This window comes from Comamonas sp. CMM02 (genome assembly GCF_014851485.1).
Taxonomy (GTDB): domain Bacteria; phylum Pseudomonadota; class Gammaproteobacteria; order Burkholderiales; family Burkholderiaceae_C; genus Comamonas; species Comamonas avium.
Window position 1 is genome coordinate 784,354 of the sequence record NZ_JACUZW010000001.1, and the last position, 14,902, is coordinate 799,255.

Sequence of the window (14,902 nt, forward strand, 5' to 3'; positions counted from 1 at the left end):
CTGTTTAGATAGATTTTCCAAAGCCGCAATAGTCGTGAAGGAGGCAGCTTGCGCGTTAGGGGTTTAACCCGAGTTCAAGGGGGTAAACAAAAAATTTCATACCGCATGAAATTGATTTCACCAAAACGCAGGCAAAGACGCGTGCCCAAGGTGGGCAGACCGCCTTGCGGTAAGGTGCGTGTTATGACAATGAGCTTTTTGCAACTGGGATGGCGCACGCTGTGGCGCGATGCGCGTGCAGGCGAGCTGCGCTTGCTGTGGGTGGCCGTGACCCTGGCGGTGGCAGCGCTGACGTCCGTAGCGTTTTTTGCCAACCGCCTTGAGGCAGGTCTGGAGCGGGACGCACGCCAGTTGCTCGGGGGTGATGTGGTCATTGCCAGCCAGGACGGACAGTTGCAAAGCTTTGTGCAGCGGGCGCAGCAGGAGGGCTTGCGCCACGTGACCACCTTGGTTTTCCCTTCGATGGGACGTGCCACCGATGAGCGTGGCGGCAATGCCCGCTTGATTGCGCTCAAGGCGGTGGAAGACGGCTACCCGCTGCGCGGCAGTCTGCGTGTGGCGGGCGGGCAGAGTCAGCCCGATGCCGCCACCAACACCATTCCCGCCGCTGGACAGGCGTGGGTAGACGCCACTTTGCTGGCGGCTCTGGAGCTGCAGGTGGGGGATGACCTGCTGCTGGGCGATGCCCGCTTGCGCATCAGCCAGCTGCTGACAGCCGAGCCTGACCGAGGCGCGGGCTTCATGAGCTTTGCACCGCGCGTGATGATCAATGCGCAAGACCTGGAGGCCACGGGGCTGGTGCAGCCAGCCAGTCGCATTACCTGGCGCCTGGCCGTGGCTGGCGAGAATGCGCCCGCTGTGGCGCGTTATGAAGCATGGGCCAAAGAGCAGGTGGGCGAGCACGGCCGGGGCGGGCGGCGTGTCGAGTCGCTGGAAAGCGGCAGCCCCGAGATGCGCCGCACGCTGGAGCGCGGAGAGAAATTCTTGAGTCTGGTGGCGCTGCTGGCTGCGCTGCTGTCTGCCGTGGCCGTGGCTTTGGCCGCCCGTGCGTTTGCCCAGCGCCATCTGGATACCGCGGCCATGCTGCGCGTGCTGGGACAGCCCCAGCGCAGCATTGCACTGGCCTATGTATTTGAGTTTGCGGTGGTGGGCCTGCTGTCCAGCCTGCTGGGCGTGGCGCTGGGCTGGGGGGTGCACCACGGCTTTGTGTGGTTGCTGTCCGGTTTGGTGGCTGAAGGGCTGCCAGCGGCCAACTGGTGGCCAGTGGGCTTTGGCGTGGGCATGGGCTTGACGTTGCTGTTTGCCTTTGGCCTGCCGCCTGTGCTGCAACTGGCACAGGTGCCGCCACTGCGCGTGCTGCGCCGTGATGTGGGAGCGCTCAAGCCCATGTCGGCTGGTGTGCTGGTGATTGGCGTGCTGGGTTTTGCCGCCTTGCTGATGGCGGTAAGCCGCGATGCCACTTTGGGGGGGATTGCCGTGGGCGGCTTTACTGTGGCCACGCTGCTGTTTGCAGGCCTGGCATGGCTGGCGGTGCAACTGCTGCGCAGGCTGGTCAAAGAAAACACGGCCCCGCGCTGGCTGATTCTGGCTACCCGCCAGCTGGCGGCACGCCCGGGTTATGCGGTGATCCAGGTCAGCAGTCTGGCGGTAGGCCTGCTGGCTCTGGTGCTGCTGGTACTGCTGCGCACCGATTTGGTCAGCAGCTGGCGCCAGGCCACGCCGCCTGATGCAGCCAACCGCTTTGTCATCAACATCATGCCCGACCAGTCCGAGGCGTTTCAGTCCAACTTGCGGGCGGCTGGCGTGAGCCAGTACGACTGGTATCCCATGATTCGGGGGCGTCTGATTGAGGTGAACGGGCAGACCGTCAGCCCTGACAGCTATGCAGATGACCGCGCCCAGCGCATGGTAGAGCGCGAGTTCAACCTGTCGCACGCCGAGCAAATGCCAGAAAAAAATACCATCGTTGCCGGCCAATGGCTGCCGGGCGAGGCCGATGGTGCCAGCGTGGAAGAGGGCATTGCCAAAACCCTGAACCTCAAGCTGGGTGACACGCTGGTGTTTGATATTGGCGGCGCGCGCCACAGCGCGCGGCTGACCAGTTTGCGCAAGGTTGACTGGGGCAGCATGCGGGCCAATTTCTTCATCATCTTTCCCGTGGCGAATCTGCCTGACGTGCCGTCTACCTATATGGCTGCATACCGTGCGCCCCGGCAGGCCGGGTTTGACAATGCGTTGCTGCGCCAGTTTCCGAATGTGACCAATGTGGACATGGACAGCACCATCGCCCAGGTGCAGCGTGTGCTCAATCAGGTCATCCGCGCTGTGGAGTTTTTGTTTGCCTTCACACTGGCCGCCGGGCTGGTGGTGCTGTTTGCTGCTGTGACGGCTACGCGCGAAGAGCGCGCCCGTGAGTACGCCCTGATGCGCGCCATGGGGGCGCAAAGCCGCTTGCTGCGCCAGGTGCAGCGCGCTGAGCTGGCGGGTGTGGGGTTGCTGGCGGGCTTTCTGGCCAGCGTGGTGGCCATGCTGGTGGGCTGGGCGCTGGCGCGCTGGGTATTTGAATTTACCTGGACTGCCGCCTGGTGGGTGCCGGCGGCCGGTGCGCTGGCCGGGGCACTGCTGGCGCTGATGGCCGGCTGGTGGGGCTTGCGCGAAGTCTTGCAGCGCCCCGTGATGCACAGCTTGCGCGCAGCGGCAGAATAAAAGAGAGCTGCCAAGGCTTATGTGTGCTGGTTTTCAGATAGTTTTATATCTGAAAACGTTGCAGATAAAGCGCTGGTAGCTCTTGTTTTTTAAATTCGCCCATCCTGCACTGGATGACGGGGTTATGCGCACAGTTCCCATTGCCATGGTGCTGCGGCAAGCGCATGCTGGGCCCATGAGCACACAGAAAAACACCCCCATCCAGGCCTTGCGCGAGAGCCTGCAAGCGCGTGAACAGCAATTGCGCCGCGAGCTGGAGGCTGCCCAGATCGAGCAAGAGCAGCAGGCGCAAGATGCCGAGGACCTGCCGCGCGAGCCCGATGCCAACCAGACCCACGAGGTCTCTGACCGCGAGGTGCGCCATGCAGAGCTGCTGCGCGATCAGCAAGAGCTGCAGGCGGTGCGCGCAGCGCTGCAGCGCATTGCAGATGGCAGCTACGGTGAGTGTGTGAACTGCGGCAAAGCCATTGCGGTGGAGCGCCTGAAAGCCAACCCTGCCGCCATGCGCTGTATTGCGTGCCAGACGCTGGCCGAAGCCAAGGCCTAGGCCTGCAACACTGCCCTTGATACACGCCGCTGCTGGCCTTGTCGCAGGCCGGTACAGCCTTGCACTGCACTGCACTGCACTGCGCTGGATGGCGTGCGGCTTTGCGCCACGTCTTCAAGGCACACCAAAGATGGGCGCGGTGGCGCTGGCTGTGTTTGATCGATGGCTGCCATGGGGGCCAGCCTTCTGCGCGAACTGGGCTTAGCTGCCACTGTCATCCACAACGGCAGGTGTGGCAGCGGAGCCCGCCAGCAAGCCACCGTCAATATTGAACTCGCTGCCGGTGATGTAAGTGGCATCGCTGGACGCCAGCAGCAACGCCACGCAGGCCACCTCTTGAGGCATCCCGAACCGGCGAAGCGGAGTGTCTTGCACCAGCGCAGCCATTCGATCTTGCCGGTGCTCATCGTTGCCCAGCATGGGCTCCCAGATGGGCGTAAGAATGGCCGCAGGATGAATGGAATTGCACCGAATTTTGAGACCCTGCTCGGCGCAGTAAAGCGCCACTGTCTTGGTGTGGTTGCGCACCGCAGCTTTGGATGAGGCGTATGCCGCCGCACCAGGAATGCCTACCAGCCCCGAGCGGGAAGAGATATTGATGATGGAGCCTGTTTTCTGAGGCCGCATGGCGCGTATCGCGTACTTGCAGCCAAGAAACACCCCGTCCAGGTTGGTGCGGTGCACGGCATGCCAGTCCTGCAAGCTTGCATGTTCGGGGTCGTGCGGCACGGCACCTTCTTCAAACCCGGTAATGCCCGCGTTATTGACGACCACGTCAAGCCTGCCGCGCTCCTGGAGTACTTGGGTTGTGACGCGCAGCCAATCGTCTTCCTGGCGCACATCCAGTGGCGCATAACACGCCTGGCTTCCTATTGAGTGTGCAACGGCGCTGCCCAGTTCATGCTGGATGTCTGTCACGTAAACGAAGCATCCGTTGTCCGCCAGCATGCGTGCAATGGCCTCCCCGATGCCTTGTGCCGCGCCGGTGACGATCGCCACTTGAGACGTTAGTTTTTTGTGCATGTCTGAAGCTGCGCCGTACATTCTTTGGCCTTGCGGGGAGTGAAAAAAACAGTCTACCTGAGCCATTCATCAGCCACAGTGAAGGGCCTGCCCATAGCAGCTTAGAGATCAGGCAGGGGCGGGCATGCGCGCGCAGGTGCTGAAGTGCGCTCACTGACTCGCTCTTGCTGCCCGCAGATGCATCAGTTTTCACCCGTGTGGCATTGCTGCGCTTAACCCCATCGCGGCGGCTGCCTTGCCGCTGCTGGCACACTTGCCCCATTGCAGCCTGCCAAGCTCGGCGGGCTGACTGCTTTCAGAGTTCATGTGCCATGCAGATTGAAGAAAAAGCCCCCCACGACACGCCGTTTGAATGGATCGGTGGGGAAGAACCCGTGCGCCGTCTGGTTGACCGTTTTTATGACCTGATGGATCTGGAGCCCGGCTACGCCGAGCTGCGCGCCTCGCATGGCAGTACGCTGGACGATGCCCGTCAGAAACTGTTCTGGTTTCTGTGCGGCTGGCTTGGCGGCCCAGACCATTACGTCGAGCGCTTTGGCCACCCGCGCCTGCGCATGCGCCACATGCCGTTTTCGATTGGTATCTTGGAGCGCGATCAGTGGGTGGCATGCATGGATCAGGCCATGGCTGAAACCGATGTACCAGAGGCGCTGCGCACGCGCCTGAAAGGCAGTTTCATGCAGACTGCAGACTGGATGCGCAATAAAGGTGTGTGACAGTAACCGCTAATATCTGTCTCCATACATCCATAAGAGGGCAGACAGATGGGCACTGCAGCATTCATTATTCTGGCGTTATTCATAGTCATTGCCCTGTGGGCCGTGGCTGTCTATAACCGCTTGCGCCTGCTGGGCAACCGAGTGGAAAACGCGTGGTCGCAAATCGACGTTCAGCTCAAGCGCCGCTATGAGCTGATTCCCAATCTTGTGGAAGTTGCTCGTGGCTACATGCAGCATGAAGCTGCCACGCTGGAGGCAGTGACCCGTGCCCGCAGCCGTGCGGTGTCCGCCGCCGATACCTTGCGCGGGCATGCGGGCAGCGGCAATGCCCTGAGTGATCTGGCCGTGGCTGAGCAGGCGCTGGGCAGCAGTCTGGGGCGGCTGATGGTGGTGACCGAGGCCTACCCTGAACTCAAGGCCGATGCCCAGATGCAAAGCCTGAGTGAAGAAATTGCCAGTACAGAAAACCGGATTGGCTTTGCCCGCCAGGCTTATAACGACGAGGTCATGGAGTTCAACAACAAAGCCAGCCAGTTTCCTGACCTGATCTGGGCGCGCCTGCTGGGCTTCAAGCATCTGTCCATGCTGCAGGCCACCACCAGCGAGCAAGAGCGCACAGTACCGCAGGTGCGCTTTTAAGCCGGTAACACTGTCATGCGGTTTTGGGATTGGCAGGCCGATGCGCGGCGCACCACACGCTGGCTGCTGCTGCTGTTTGGGCTGTGCGTTCTGGCTTCACTGACGGCGGTGCACGGTGGCCTGACGCTGGCGTGGCTGCTGCTGTTTGCGCACATTGATTACCCCAAGGGTTTTGTGGCCGTCAACGTGGGCGTGACGCTGCTGCTGATTGCGGGCGGCTGGTGGCTTACCCATGAGGAGCTGAGCCAGGGTGGGCAAAAACTGGCGCAGCGCATTGGTGCGCGTGATGCGCGGCCCGATAGCTGCATGGCGGAGCAGCAGCTGTGCAACATCGTGCAGGAGATGTGTATCGCCGCGCAGATGCGGCCACCACAGGTGGTGGTGCTGGCCCGCGCAGATGCCATCAATGCATTTGCAGCAGGCTGGACGCAAGACGATGCCGTCATTGCCGTGACACAAGGTGCTCTGGATTACCTGTCGCGCCATGAAATGCAGGGGCTGGTGGCGCATGAGCTGTCGCACTTGAAAGAAGGTGACACGCGCTTGAACATGCAGCTGGCTGGCATGGTCAGCGGGCTGGAGCTGGTCTACAACTTTGGCGGCTCCGTACGTGAGCGTGGAGTTCTGGGCTGGTGGTTTGGCTCTGCCATCATGCTGGCGGGCCTGGTGGGCTGGCTCAGTGGGCGCTTGCTCAAGGCCTGCGTGTCACGCCAGCGTGAATATCTGGCAGACGCCCGTGCTGTGCAATGGACCCGCAGCCGTGATGCACTGGGCGGTGTGCTGCGCAAAGTACTTACGCAGCGCAAAGAAGCGGAGGCCTTTCGCGGTGGCTGGCGCGCAGACCACCGCAGCCATACGGGGCTGAACCACCCCTTGGTACAGCACATGCTGCTGGCAGAGACGCCAGACAGCAGCAAGCTGGAGCACTGGCTCGATGCCCACCCACCGCTGCAAGCGCGTGTGGCCCGTATTTATGGCAGGCCGATGCAAGGCCTGCCATTGACTGAAAATCCTTAACCATATGTCTGCCAACAGCTCTGAGCCAGTGCCACGCGCCTGGCAAGCCTTTCGAACCATTCCGGATCTGGCAGGCGTCGATAGGCAGCACCTGATATGGCTGGCCGAGCACGTCAGGTGGCAGGTCTTGACTGCTGGGGATGTGCTGGAGCAGCCTTTCAAGGGCGGGCGTATCAACTTTCTGGTGACCGGTGCAATAGAAGTGCGCTGCACCAACCCGCAAGGCAAAGAGCTACTGCTGGGCGATTTGCCGCAGGGGCAGCTGTTTGGTAATGCCATCTACAGCCATGTGCCACCGCTGGCGTTTTCTGCACATGTCACCCAGTCAGGCTTGATGGCCGTGCTCGATGGACAAGATACACAAGACTGGCTTGCGCTGGACAGAAGCATTGTGCTGGCCATCTTGCAGACGGTGAGTAATCTGCTTTGGCGGCTGATGGGGCGGGTGGTGGAGATTGGCATGCTCAATGTGCGCAATCGCCTGCACATGCGCTTGCTTTCGCTGGCACAGCGCCAGGGTGTAGAGCACAACCAGGTGTTGCTGTCTCCCAGCCCTACGCAGGCCAGCCTGGCTGCCTATCTGGGGGCAAGTCGCGAAGAAGTGGCGCGCGAGATGTCTCGCCTGGTGCGGCTGGGCCTGCTGCTGCGTCAGGGGCGCAGCCTCAGGTTGTGCAACGTAGATGGCTTGATGGCGCTGGTGGAGCTGTAGCGGCTTGACTGCCTGACAGTGTTACAAAATCAGCGTGAGAAAACGCACAGACGCAGCACAGGACTTTCGCAACACTACAGACCTGCAGAGTCGCCACGAGGGCGACATCTACTGGAAAGTCAAGGAGTTGTTATGCGTTACCGTCTTTTTTCATTGGCAGCACTGGCGCTTGGTATGGCCAGCGTGGTTCATGCAGAAAGCCCTGTGTCTCCAGACCGTGCCTCGCAAGGTTTGACCCGCGAGCAGGTGCTCGCTGATCTCCAGCAATGGCATGCAGCGGGCATGAGTTTTGTGGCCCATCCTTCCGGCTACAGCGAAAGTGCGCAAAGCCCGGAGTACCAGCGTTACCTGCAAATGCACCAGCAACAGTCAGGTGATACCGCAGTGGCACAAGATCACACGGCTACCCAGCCGATGGAGCAGTCCATCGTCAAGACAAACTGATCTATAACACTTAAAAGCACAGCCTTGCAGGGCGTCATGTGCTGCTCTTCTTGGATTCAGGATGCACAGCCTTTCGGCTGCTGAGGACGATAAAAGCTGCATGTATAGGGAGTAAGCACTTCACAGTGCTTGCTCCTTTTTTTATGTCCGTGTGCTTTTTACAGGCTCAGATTGGCGCGTCGAATGACATCGCCAAAACGCTTGCTTTCCTGCGCGATGAATTGCCGGAACTCAGCCTCTCCGGGAAAGTAGCTTTCATAACCAAAAGTCTGGTACTTGGGCTGAATGTCTGGCTCATGCAGGGCTTGGGTAACGTCGCTGCGAATTTTGGCCACCACGTCGGCTGGCGTTTGAGGGGATACGGCCAGCGCATTCCAGCCCGTAGCGATGGCCTCGGCGGGGCCACCAGATTCAGCAATGGTTGGCACGCTTTCATAGCCTTTGAGGCGGTGGGGTGCCATCACAGCCAGAAAACGCAGTTTGCCTGCACGCGCCATTGGGCCAGCCGTGCCTGAAGAGCCCAGCGCAAAGGCCAGATCGCCATTGGCAACGCTGGCGTACAGCTGGCTGGTCTCCTTGAAAATAATGTGCTCCATCCGGGTGCCTGTCAGCGACTCCAGCAACGCAGAACCCAGATGCACAGCATTGCCCACAGACCAGGAGCCGTAGTTCAACTGGCCGGGGCGGGCTTTGGCGTCAGCAATCAGGTCGGAGACCGTCTGGTAGGGGCTGTCATTGGCCACGCACACAAAGAAAAAAGTCCGAAACAGGGGCAAGACGATGTGAAAGTCCTGGGCCACGCTGTAAGGCAATTTTTTGAACAGGGCAGGGTAGGCCGCGATGTGTACGTTGTCTAGCTGGATCAGGTCGGTGCCGTCAGTCGCACCGCGTTTGAATGCGTCGATGGCGATGAAGCCGTTGCCTCCGGGGCGGTTTTCAACCACCACGGGCTGGCTCCAGATTCTGGCCAGCTTCTCGGCCAGGATGCGGGATGTGCCATCGGGGCCGCCCCCGACGGGGAAAGGGTTGATGATGCGCACAGCCCTGGCAGGCCAGTGTGGCTGTGCACGCACGCTGTGCATGGCACCCAGGGCCAGTGCACCGATTGCCATACCGGCCCTGCGGCGTGTCATCTCGAATGGTTGTGCGGTCATTTTTCCTGGTTCACAAGTACGTGGGCTACTTTGAAATGATTGCGGCAGCCAAACAAAGGCCATGCTCTGGTCAATTATTTTGCGGCAATGTGGCTGAGTTTCATGCCAAGTTTGGAAGGCAAATACTAGCGGTTACTTAGGCGGGCGTGGGCGTGGAGCGCCAACAAATACCTCTGAGCGTGGGCTGGCCATGTCAAGGGGGCTTTTCGCTCAAAGTGAGCTAGTCGGTCTAGTCGATCTAGTAGAGCTTGCGCTTGCCAGGCTGCAGCAGCACAACCAGAGCGCCCGCGCCGCCCTCTGCCGGGCGGGCCTGAACAAAAGCCAGCACTTCTTTTTTTTGTACCAGCCAGCGCTGTACTTTGGCCTTCAGTACCGGTGTCTTGCCGGGAGAGCCCAGCCCCTTGCCATGTACCACGCGCACGCAGCGCAGGCCCGTGCGGTGCGCCAGACGGATGAACTGCCCCAGCGCCTCGCGTGCCTCGTCAGAGCGCAGGCCGTGCAAGTCCAGCTGGCGCTGAATGCTCCACTGCCCGCTGCGCAGTTTGCGCGTGACATCCAGCCCAATGCCGGAGCGGCGAAAACTCAGCTGATCGTCCACATCCAGCAAAGTGCTGACGTCGAACTCATCGCTCATGGCCTCATGCAGTACGCGTTGCTCATCCAGCTCGTGCTGCAAGGGCCGTGGGGTGGGGGGCTGCTGCTGAAATTCAAACCGGTCGGCATGCGGCAGTGGCGTGACTGTGCCGACAAAGTGGGTGAACAGGTTGCGCTCGCGCTCGGCCTTGGCGGCCGTTTCTTGGCGAATTTTCTCCTGGGCCTCTTGACGTTCGCGCTGCTGCTTGAGCTCTTTGGAAATGCTGCCCAGCGTGTGCAGGCCATGGTGGCGAAAGGCCTGGTTCATGCCCATCCTTCTTCGGCCATGGAATAGCTGGCCCCCTGGGCGACGATGATGTGATCGATCACCCGCACATCCAGCAGGCCCAGCGCACTTTTCAGGCTGGCAGTCAGAGCCTTGTCGGCGGCGCTGGGCAGCACACTGCCGCTGGGGTGGTTGTGCGTGAGGATGACGCTGGCCGCATGGTGGTGCAGCGCGCGCAGCGCAACTTCTCTGGGGTAGACCGAGGTTTGGCTCAGCGTGCCCCTAAACATTTCTTCCATGGCAATCAAACGGTTCTGGCTGTCGAGAAACAGCACAGCAAAAATTTCATGTGGGCGGTGCCCCAGCTGCAACTGCAGGTAGTGTTTCACAGTCTCAGGGCTGCCCAGCACTTCACGCTCACGCAATTGCTGCGCCGTGGCACGTTTGGCCAATTCCATCACTGCCAGTATTTCCGCACGCTTGGCAGGGCCGAGCCCCTTGATGCGGGCCAGATCCGGGCCGCTGGCGTTCAGCAGGCCTGCAAGGCCATCAAAGCGTTCCAGCGTGGCTTGTGCCATCTGCAAGACGCTGCAGCCAGCCAGACCTGTGCGCAGCAAAATAGCCAGCAACTCGGCATCAGACAGTGCGCCAGCACCGCGTGCCTGCAGCTTTTCACGAGGGCGGGTATCGGCTGGCAGATCTTTCAAAGACATGCTCCTCATGCTGATAGTGGGATAAACAGACGCCAAGGGCGCGGGGGCATACCCAGTTTTCTACAATAGGGTCAGTTTATCGGGACTTCCATGACCAATTGCGCGCCTTCGACCACGACTTCTGTGCCCACCGTACAAGCGGGCTCTTTCCTGACGCTGCATTACCGCCTGGCGGGACCTGCAGGTGATGTGATCAACACTTTCAATGAAAAGCCCGGCACTTTGTCGCTTGGCACGGGTGAGTTGTCGCCCGCCATTGAAGAGCTGCTGATCGGCTTGCCAGAAGGCACGCGCACCACCCTGGAGCTGCCCGCAGGCGCCGCCTTCGGTGACCGCAACCCCGAAATGCAGCAATGGGTGGCCCGCAAGCTGATGAATGAGCTGGGCGACCCGCATGAGCAGTACCAGGCGGGCGATGTGGTGCAGTTCCCCACCCCGGACGGGCTGGGCAGCTACGCAGGCTCGGTGGTGCAGGTGCGCGAAGACGGCGCAGTGCTGTTTGACTTCAGCCACCCGCTGGCAGGCCAGCCGGTGACGTTCGAAGTGCAAATCATCGGAGTACTTTGAGGTGATGGACGCCAAAGAAGTCTTGCTGGCCGAGCCCCGTGGCTTTTGCGCGGGCGTCGACCGCGCCATCGAGATTGTGGAGCGTGCCCTGCAAAAGTTTGGCCGCCCCATCTATGTGCGCCATGAAATCGTGCACAACACCTTTGTGGTCAACGACCTCAAGGAAAAGGGTGCCATCTTTATTGAAGAACTCGATGATGTGCCCGCAGGTGCCACCTTGGTGTTCAGCGCCCACGGCGTTAGCAAGGCAGTGCAGGACGAGGCCAAGGCCCGTGGCTTTACCATTTTTGACGCCACCTGCCCGCTGGTGACCAAGGTGCACGTGGAAGTGGCCAAGCTGGCCAAAGAGGGCTATGAGTTCCTCATGATCGGTCACAAGGGCCACCCAGAGGTGGAAGGCACGATGGGCCAGCTGTCCGAAGGCATCCACCTGGTGGAAGACGAGGGCGACGTGGCCAAGGTGGCCCCCAGGCAAACCGAGTTGCTGGCCGTGGTCACGCAGACCACGCTCAGCGTGGACGATGCCGCAGGCATCAAGGCGGCCATCAAGGCGCGCTTTCCGCTGGTGCGCGAGCCCAAGCAGCAAGACATTTGCTACGCCACGCAAAACCGGCAGGACGCGGTCAAAATTTTGGCCCCGCAGGTCGATGTGGTGATTGTGGTGGGCAGCCCCACCAGCTCCAACAGCAACCGCCTGCGTGAGCTGGCAGACCGTCTGGGCACACCCGCTTACATGGTGGACAACGCCGATGAACTGCAGCCACAGTGGTTTGATACCGCAGGCCGCGTGGGCTTGACGGCCGGTGCTTCGGCCCCTGAAGTGCTGGTCAACGGCGTGATTGCCCGCATCAAAGAACTGGGCGCTGTCTCAGTGCGCAAGATGGACGGCGTGGAAGAAACCATGAAGTTTCCCCTGCCCAAGGGGCTGAAGATGATCGATCCGGTCACAGGGCTGGAGATTGAGGTGCGCAAAGCACCTGAAACTGGCACTTAAAGCCTTGGCGTGAACCCAAGCTGGCACCTTGCCGAGCATTGCGAACGGTGAGAACGGTGAGAGCGGCACTGGAAGAGCGGATCAGTCTTTATAAATAAAAGAGCACTTATCGCTTGGTAATCAAGCACTTCAGTATGTTTTGTATCTGAAGTGCTTGAAATACCTGCGCTAGGTGCTATTTTTTTGTTTTCAGCTTGGATTGCGAGCGATTGCAAACCGTTCAGACAAGCTCGCACAGCGTGGATGGGCGTTGGAGACCAAGCAAGGCCGCATCAGAGTCTGATACAGAGGCAGCGGGCCTGAACGCATCGCCCCATTTAGCCCCACAGGTCCAGCGGTGGATCGCTGGCAACGGCGCGCAGAATGTCGGTGCGGCTGATAAAGCCACTCAGGTGGCCCAGGTCGTCGGTCACCGGCAAGCCGGGCAGGCCGGTATCCAGCAGCACATGGGCCACGCGGCGCAGATCGGTGGTTTCGGCCACAGCGGGCACGGGGGTGATCATCACCTCGGACACGGGCCGCTTGGCCATGGCGATGGCCTCGCGCACGGCACCCGGCTCGGGCAGCAAAGCCAGCGGTGCCATGTCGGCGCGCAGCAGCAAACCAATCACGCGGCCCTGCGTATCCAGCACCGGGGCTTGCGCAATCTTTTTGACGGCCAGCACCTGCCATGCCTGCTCTACCAAGATGCCCGGTGTCACGGTGACGGCACCGCGCGTCATCACATCGCGCACCACATACAGCTGACGGCGCTCTTCCTTGGGGCCTTGCTCAGTGCCCAGATAGGCCGATACCGCACCTTGGGCGCGGGCAGAAAGTGAAAGCTTGGGCTCAGCGTTGCGCACCTGTGCTTCTTGCGACTCCACCCCCGAAGCGCTGGCACGCAAGCCACTGGGGCGCTGCACGCCGCGTACGGCGGTGATGTGGCTCAGGCGATCAGGCCCGCCTTGGTACATGGGGCCGTTGATGCCAAAGACATAGAACATGCGCAAATCTCCTCGGGTTGTGCGCTGGGTGCGCATTGACAGGGTCTGTCTTATCTATCGGCAGCAAAGCCTGCAACTGAACATCAACTGCCGCACAATGGTGGATTGATTGCGGTGCCTGCCCCTGAGATGGGCCCGCCCCATTAAAATTGCCACCATGCTAGACATTCTTCTTCTCCGTAAAGACCTCTCCTTGGCCATTGCGCGCCTGGAAACCCGTAAAAAGCCTCAGGCGTTCCTGAATGTGGAGGCCTTTCAGTCGCTGGAATCTGAGCGCAAGACGCTGCAGACCCGCACGGAGGAGCTGCAAGCCCAGCGCAACCAGCTGTCCAAGCAAATTGGCATGCTGATGGGCAAGGGCGACAAAGAAGGCGCAGAAGCGGCCAAGGCCCAGGTTGCCGCCTCCAAGACCGAGCTGGAAGCCTCGGACGCGCGTCTGGAGCAAATCAAGTCCGAACTGGAAGCCATGCTCCAGGCCGTACCCAACCTGCCACACGACAGCGTGCCAGTAGGCGCCGGTGAAGACGACAACGTGGTGGTGCGCAGCTGGGGCACACCCAAGCAGTACGACTTTGAAGTCAAAGACCACGTCGATGTGGGCACCCCGCTGGGGCTGGACTTCGACATGGGCGTCAAGCTCTCGGGCTCGCGCTTTACCGTCATGAAGGGCGGTATTGCCCGCATGCACCGAGCCCTTGCGCAGTTCATGCTGGACGTGCAAACCGGTGAGCACGGTTACACCGAGTGCTATGTGCCTTATGCGGTGAATGCCGATTCGCTGCGCGGCACCGGCCAGCTGCCCAAGTTTGAAGGCGATCTGTTTGCTGCCAAAAAGGGCGGCCAAGACAGCGAACCCGTGCCAGACAACCAGGCGCTGTACCTGATTCCGACCTCCGAAGTGCCACTGACCAACTTCATGCGTGATGTGGTTGTGCCAGAGGCAGAGCTGCCCATCAAACTGACTGCACACACCCCTTGCTTCCGTTCAGAAGCCGGCAGCTATGGCCGCGACACGCGCGGCATGATCCGCCAGCACCAGTTCGACAAGGTGGAGATGGTGCAAATCGTGCACCCTGAAAAGAGCTATGAAGTGCTGGAGGAAATGACCGGCCACGCTGAAGCCATTTTGCAAAAGCTGGGCCTGCCTTACCGCGTCATGAGTCTGTGCACGGGGGACATGGGCTTTGGTGCAACCAAGACCTATGACCTGGAAGTGTGGCTGCCCGGTCAAGGCAAGTACCGCGAAATCAGCTCCATCTCCAACTGCGAAGCCTTCCAGGCACGCCGCATGCAAGCGCGCTTCAAGAATGCCAAGGGCAAGAACGAGTTTGTGCACACCTTGAACGGCTCTGGTCTGGCTGTGGGCCGTTGTCTGGTGGCCGTGCTGGAAAATTACCAGCAAGCCGATGGCTCGGTGATCGTGCCTGAGGCACTGCGCCCCTACATGGGCGGCATCGAGCGCCTGCAAGCTTAAAAAGCTGAGGGTTTGCATTGAGGGTGTGAAAACACTGCTACAATTGCAGCTTCGACACTGCGGAGAGGTGGCAGAGTGGTCGAATGTACCTGACTCGAAATCAGGCGTAGTAGCAATACTACCGTGGGTTCGAATCCCACCCTCTCCGCCATAGCGGCTGTAGCTCAGTTGGATAGAGTACTTGGCTACGAACCAAGGGGTCGTGGGTTCAATTCCTGCCAGCCGCACCAGATTCAAACCCCAGAAATGAAAGTTTCTGGGGTTTTTGTCTATTTATGAAAGCTTTGTTTTTTCAGCGTCATGAAACAACAAACTTTTAGCTAAAGAAATTTAGCAAACTTCGATCCTAGG

15 protein-coding genes and 2 tRNA genes are annotated in these 14,902 nt (G+C 60.4%); 12 read left to right on the forward strand and 5 right to left on the reverse strand.

The window, feature by feature from the left end; translation table 11 throughout:
- Window positions 1-183 precede the first annotated feature (183 nt).
- Window positions 184-2,706, forward strand: a complete 2,523-nt coding sequence (locus IB213_RS03610; RefSeq protein WP_192405413.1) for an ABC transporter permease — start codon at window positions 184-186, stop codon at window positions 2,704-2,706.
- Between the two features lie 124 nt (window positions 2,707-2,830).
- Entirely contained in the window at window positions 2,831-3,253 is a 423-nt protein-coding gene (locus IB213_RS03615; protein ID WP_225560940.1) for a TraR/DksA family transcriptional regulator, read from the forward strand.
- Window positions 3,254-3,454: 201 nt separating this feature from the next.
- On the opposite strand, the gene IB213_RS03620 is transcribed toward IB213_RS03615, so the two are convergent.
- Entirely contained in the window at window positions 3,455-4,276 is an 822-nt protein-coding gene (locus IB213_RS03620) for an SDR family oxidoreductase (RefSeq protein ID WP_192405414.1), read from the reverse strand.
- Between the two features lie 311 nt (window positions 4,277-4,587).
- Here IB213_RS03620 and IB213_RS03625 point away from each other — a divergent pair, with 311 nt between their 5' ends.
- From IB213_RS03625 to IB213_RS03645, 5 genes are all read left to right on the forward strand, one after another.
- Complete coding sequence (locus IB213_RS03625) at window positions 4,588-4,992, forward strand: group II truncated hemoglobin (RefSeq protein ID WP_192405415.1); 405 nt, start codon at window positions 4,588-4,590, stop codon at window positions 4,990-4,992.
- Window positions 4,993-5,040: 48 nt separating this feature from the next.
- On the forward strand, window positions 5,041-5,634 hold the full coding sequence (locus IB213_RS03630) for a LemA family protein (RefSeq protein WP_191723483.1): 594 nt from the start codon (window positions 5,041-5,043) through the stop codon (window positions 5,632-5,634).
- A gap of 15 nt (window positions 5,635-5,649) precedes the next feature.
- Window positions 5,650-6,651: a M48 family metalloprotease gene (locus IB213_RS03635; RefSeq protein ID WP_192405416.1), complete on the forward strand. Its 1,002-nt coding sequence runs from the start codon at window positions 5,650-5,652 to the stop codon at window positions 6,649-6,651.
- 4 nt (window positions 6,652-6,655) lie between these two features.
- The gene (locus IB213_RS03640; protein ID WP_192405417.1) at window positions 6,656-7,360 is read left to right on the forward strand and encodes a Crp/Fnr family transcriptional regulator; all 705 of its coding nucleotides are present in this window, start codon (window positions 6,656-6,658) and stop codon (window positions 7,358-7,360) included.
- Window positions 7,361-7,492: 132 nt separating this feature from the next.
- Entirely contained in the window at window positions 7,493-7,804 is a 312-nt protein-coding gene (locus tag IB213_RS03645; protein WP_191723486.1) for a DUF4148 domain-containing protein, read from the forward strand.
- Window positions 7,805-7,962: 158 nt separating this feature from the next.
- On the opposite strand, the gene IB213_RS03650 is transcribed toward IB213_RS03645, so the two are convergent.
- From IB213_RS03650 to radC, 3 genes are all read right to left on the reverse strand, one after another.
- A complete protein-coding gene (locus tag IB213_RS03650) occupies window positions 7,963-8,958 on the reverse strand; it encodes a tripartite tricarboxylate transporter substrate binding protein (protein ID WP_192405418.1) in 996 nt (331 codons plus the stop codon).
- A 238-nt stretch (window positions 8,959-9,196) separates the two neighbouring features.
- Window positions 9,197-9,859, reverse strand: coding sequence for a Smr/MutS family protein (locus tag IB213_RS03655; RefSeq protein ID WP_192405419.1), 663 nt, complete (start codon window positions 9,857-9,859; stop codon window positions 9,197-9,199).
- A complete protein-coding gene (gene radC, locus IB213_RS03660; protein ID WP_192405420.1) occupies window positions 9,856-10,530 on the reverse strand; it encodes a DNA repair protein RadC in 675 nt (224 codons plus the stop codon). The genes IB213_RS03655 and radC overlap by 4 nt, the downstream gene beginning before the upstream one ends.
- 90 nt (window positions 10,531-10,620) lie before the next feature.
- Between radC and IB213_RS03665 the strand changes: the two genes are divergently transcribed.
- Window positions 10,621-11,097 carry a peptidylprolyl isomerase gene (locus IB213_RS03665; RefSeq protein WP_191723490.1) on the forward strand — a complete coding sequence of 159 codons (477 nt, stop codon included), beginning with the start codon at window positions 10,621-10,623 and terminating at the stop codon, window positions 11,095-11,097.
- 4 nt (window positions 11,098-11,101) lie between these two features.
- Window positions 11,102-12,091 carry a 4-hydroxy-3-methylbut-2-enyl diphosphate reductase gene (gene ispH, locus IB213_RS03670; protein ID WP_225560941.1) on the forward strand — a complete coding sequence of 330 codons (990 nt, stop codon included), beginning with the start codon at window positions 11,102-11,104 and terminating at the stop codon, window positions 12,089-12,091.
- Between the two features lie 317 nt (window positions 12,092-12,408).
- On the opposite strand, the gene IB213_RS03675 is transcribed toward ispH, so the two are convergent.
- Window positions 12,409-13,077: an HPP family protein gene (locus tag IB213_RS03675; RefSeq protein WP_192405422.1), complete on the reverse strand. Its 669-nt coding sequence runs from the start codon at window positions 13,075-13,077 to the stop codon at window positions 12,409-12,411.
- A gap of 157 nt (window positions 13,078-13,234) precedes the next feature.
- On the opposite strand from IB213_RS03675, the gene serS reads away from it, so the two are divergent.
- From serS to IB213_RS03690, 3 genes are all read left to right on the forward strand, one after another.
- Window positions 13,235-14,551 carry a serine--tRNA ligase gene (gene serS, locus IB213_RS03680; protein WP_192405423.1) on the forward strand — a complete coding sequence of 439 codons (1,317 nt, stop codon included), beginning with the start codon at window positions 13,235-13,237 and terminating at the stop codon, window positions 14,549-14,551.
- Window positions 14,552-14,612: 61 nt separating this feature from the next.
- A tRNA-Ser gene (locus IB213_RS03685) sits at window positions 14,613-14,702 on the forward strand.
- A 2-nt stretch (window positions 14,703-14,704) separates the two neighbouring features.
- Window positions 14,705-14,781, forward strand: a tRNA-Arg gene (locus IB213_RS03690).
- Window positions 14,782-14,902: the final 121 nt, after the last annotated feature.

Coding starts and splice junctions, on each gene's coding strand:
- IB213_RS03610 (WP_192405413.1), top strand. CDS start 184: ATGACAATGAGCTTTTTGCAACTGGGATGGCGCACGCTGTGGCGCGAT.
- IB213_RS03615 (WP_225560940.1), top strand. CDS start 2,831: ATGCGCACAGTTCCCATTGCCATGGTGCTGCGGCAAGCGCATGCTGGG.
- IB213_RS03620 (WP_192405414.1), bottom strand. CDS start 4,276: ATGCACAAAAAACTAACGTCTCAAGTGGCGATCGTCACCGGCGCGGCA.
- IB213_RS03625 (WP_192405415.1), top strand. CDS start 4,588: ATGCAGATTGAAGAAAAAGCCCCCCACGACACGCCGTTTGAATGGATC.
- IB213_RS03630 (WP_191723483.1), top strand. CDS start 5,041: ATGGGCACTGCAGCATTCATTATTCTGGCGTTATTCATAGTCATTGCC.
- IB213_RS03635 (WP_192405416.1), top strand. CDS start 5,650: ATGCGGTTTTGGGATTGGCAGGCCGATGCGCGGCGCACCACACGCTGG.
- IB213_RS03640 (WP_192405417.1), top strand. CDS start 6,656: ATGTCTGCCAACAGCTCTGAGCCAGTGCCACGCGCCTGGCAAGCCTTT.
- IB213_RS03645 (WP_191723486.1), top strand. CDS start 7,493: ATGCGTTACCGTCTTTTTTCATTGGCAGCACTGGCGCTTGGTATGGCC.
- IB213_RS03650 (WP_192405418.1), bottom strand. CDS start 8,958: ATGACCGCACAACCATTCGAGATGACACGCCGCAGGGCCGGTATGGCA.
- IB213_RS03655 (WP_192405419.1), bottom strand. CDS start 9,859: ATGAACCAGGCCTTTCGCCACCATGGCCTGCACACGCTGGGCAGCATT.
- radC (WP_192405420.1), bottom strand. CDS start 10,530: ATGTCTTTGAAAGATCTGCCAGCCGATACCCGCCCTCGTGAAAAGCTG.
- IB213_RS03665 (WP_191723490.1), top strand. CDS start 10,621: ATGACCAATTGCGCGCCTTCGACCACGACTTCTGTGCCCACCGTACAA.
- ispH (WP_225560941.1), top strand. CDS start 11,102: ATGGACGCCAAAGAAGTCTTGCTGGCCGAGCCCCGTGGCTTTTGCGCG.
- IB213_RS03675 (WP_192405422.1), bottom strand. CDS start 13,077: ATGTTCTATGTCTTTGGCATCAACGGCCCCATGTACCAAGGCGGGCCT.
- serS (WP_192405423.1), top strand. CDS start 13,235: ATGCTAGACATTCTTCTTCTCCGTAAAGACCTCTCCTTGGCCATTGCG.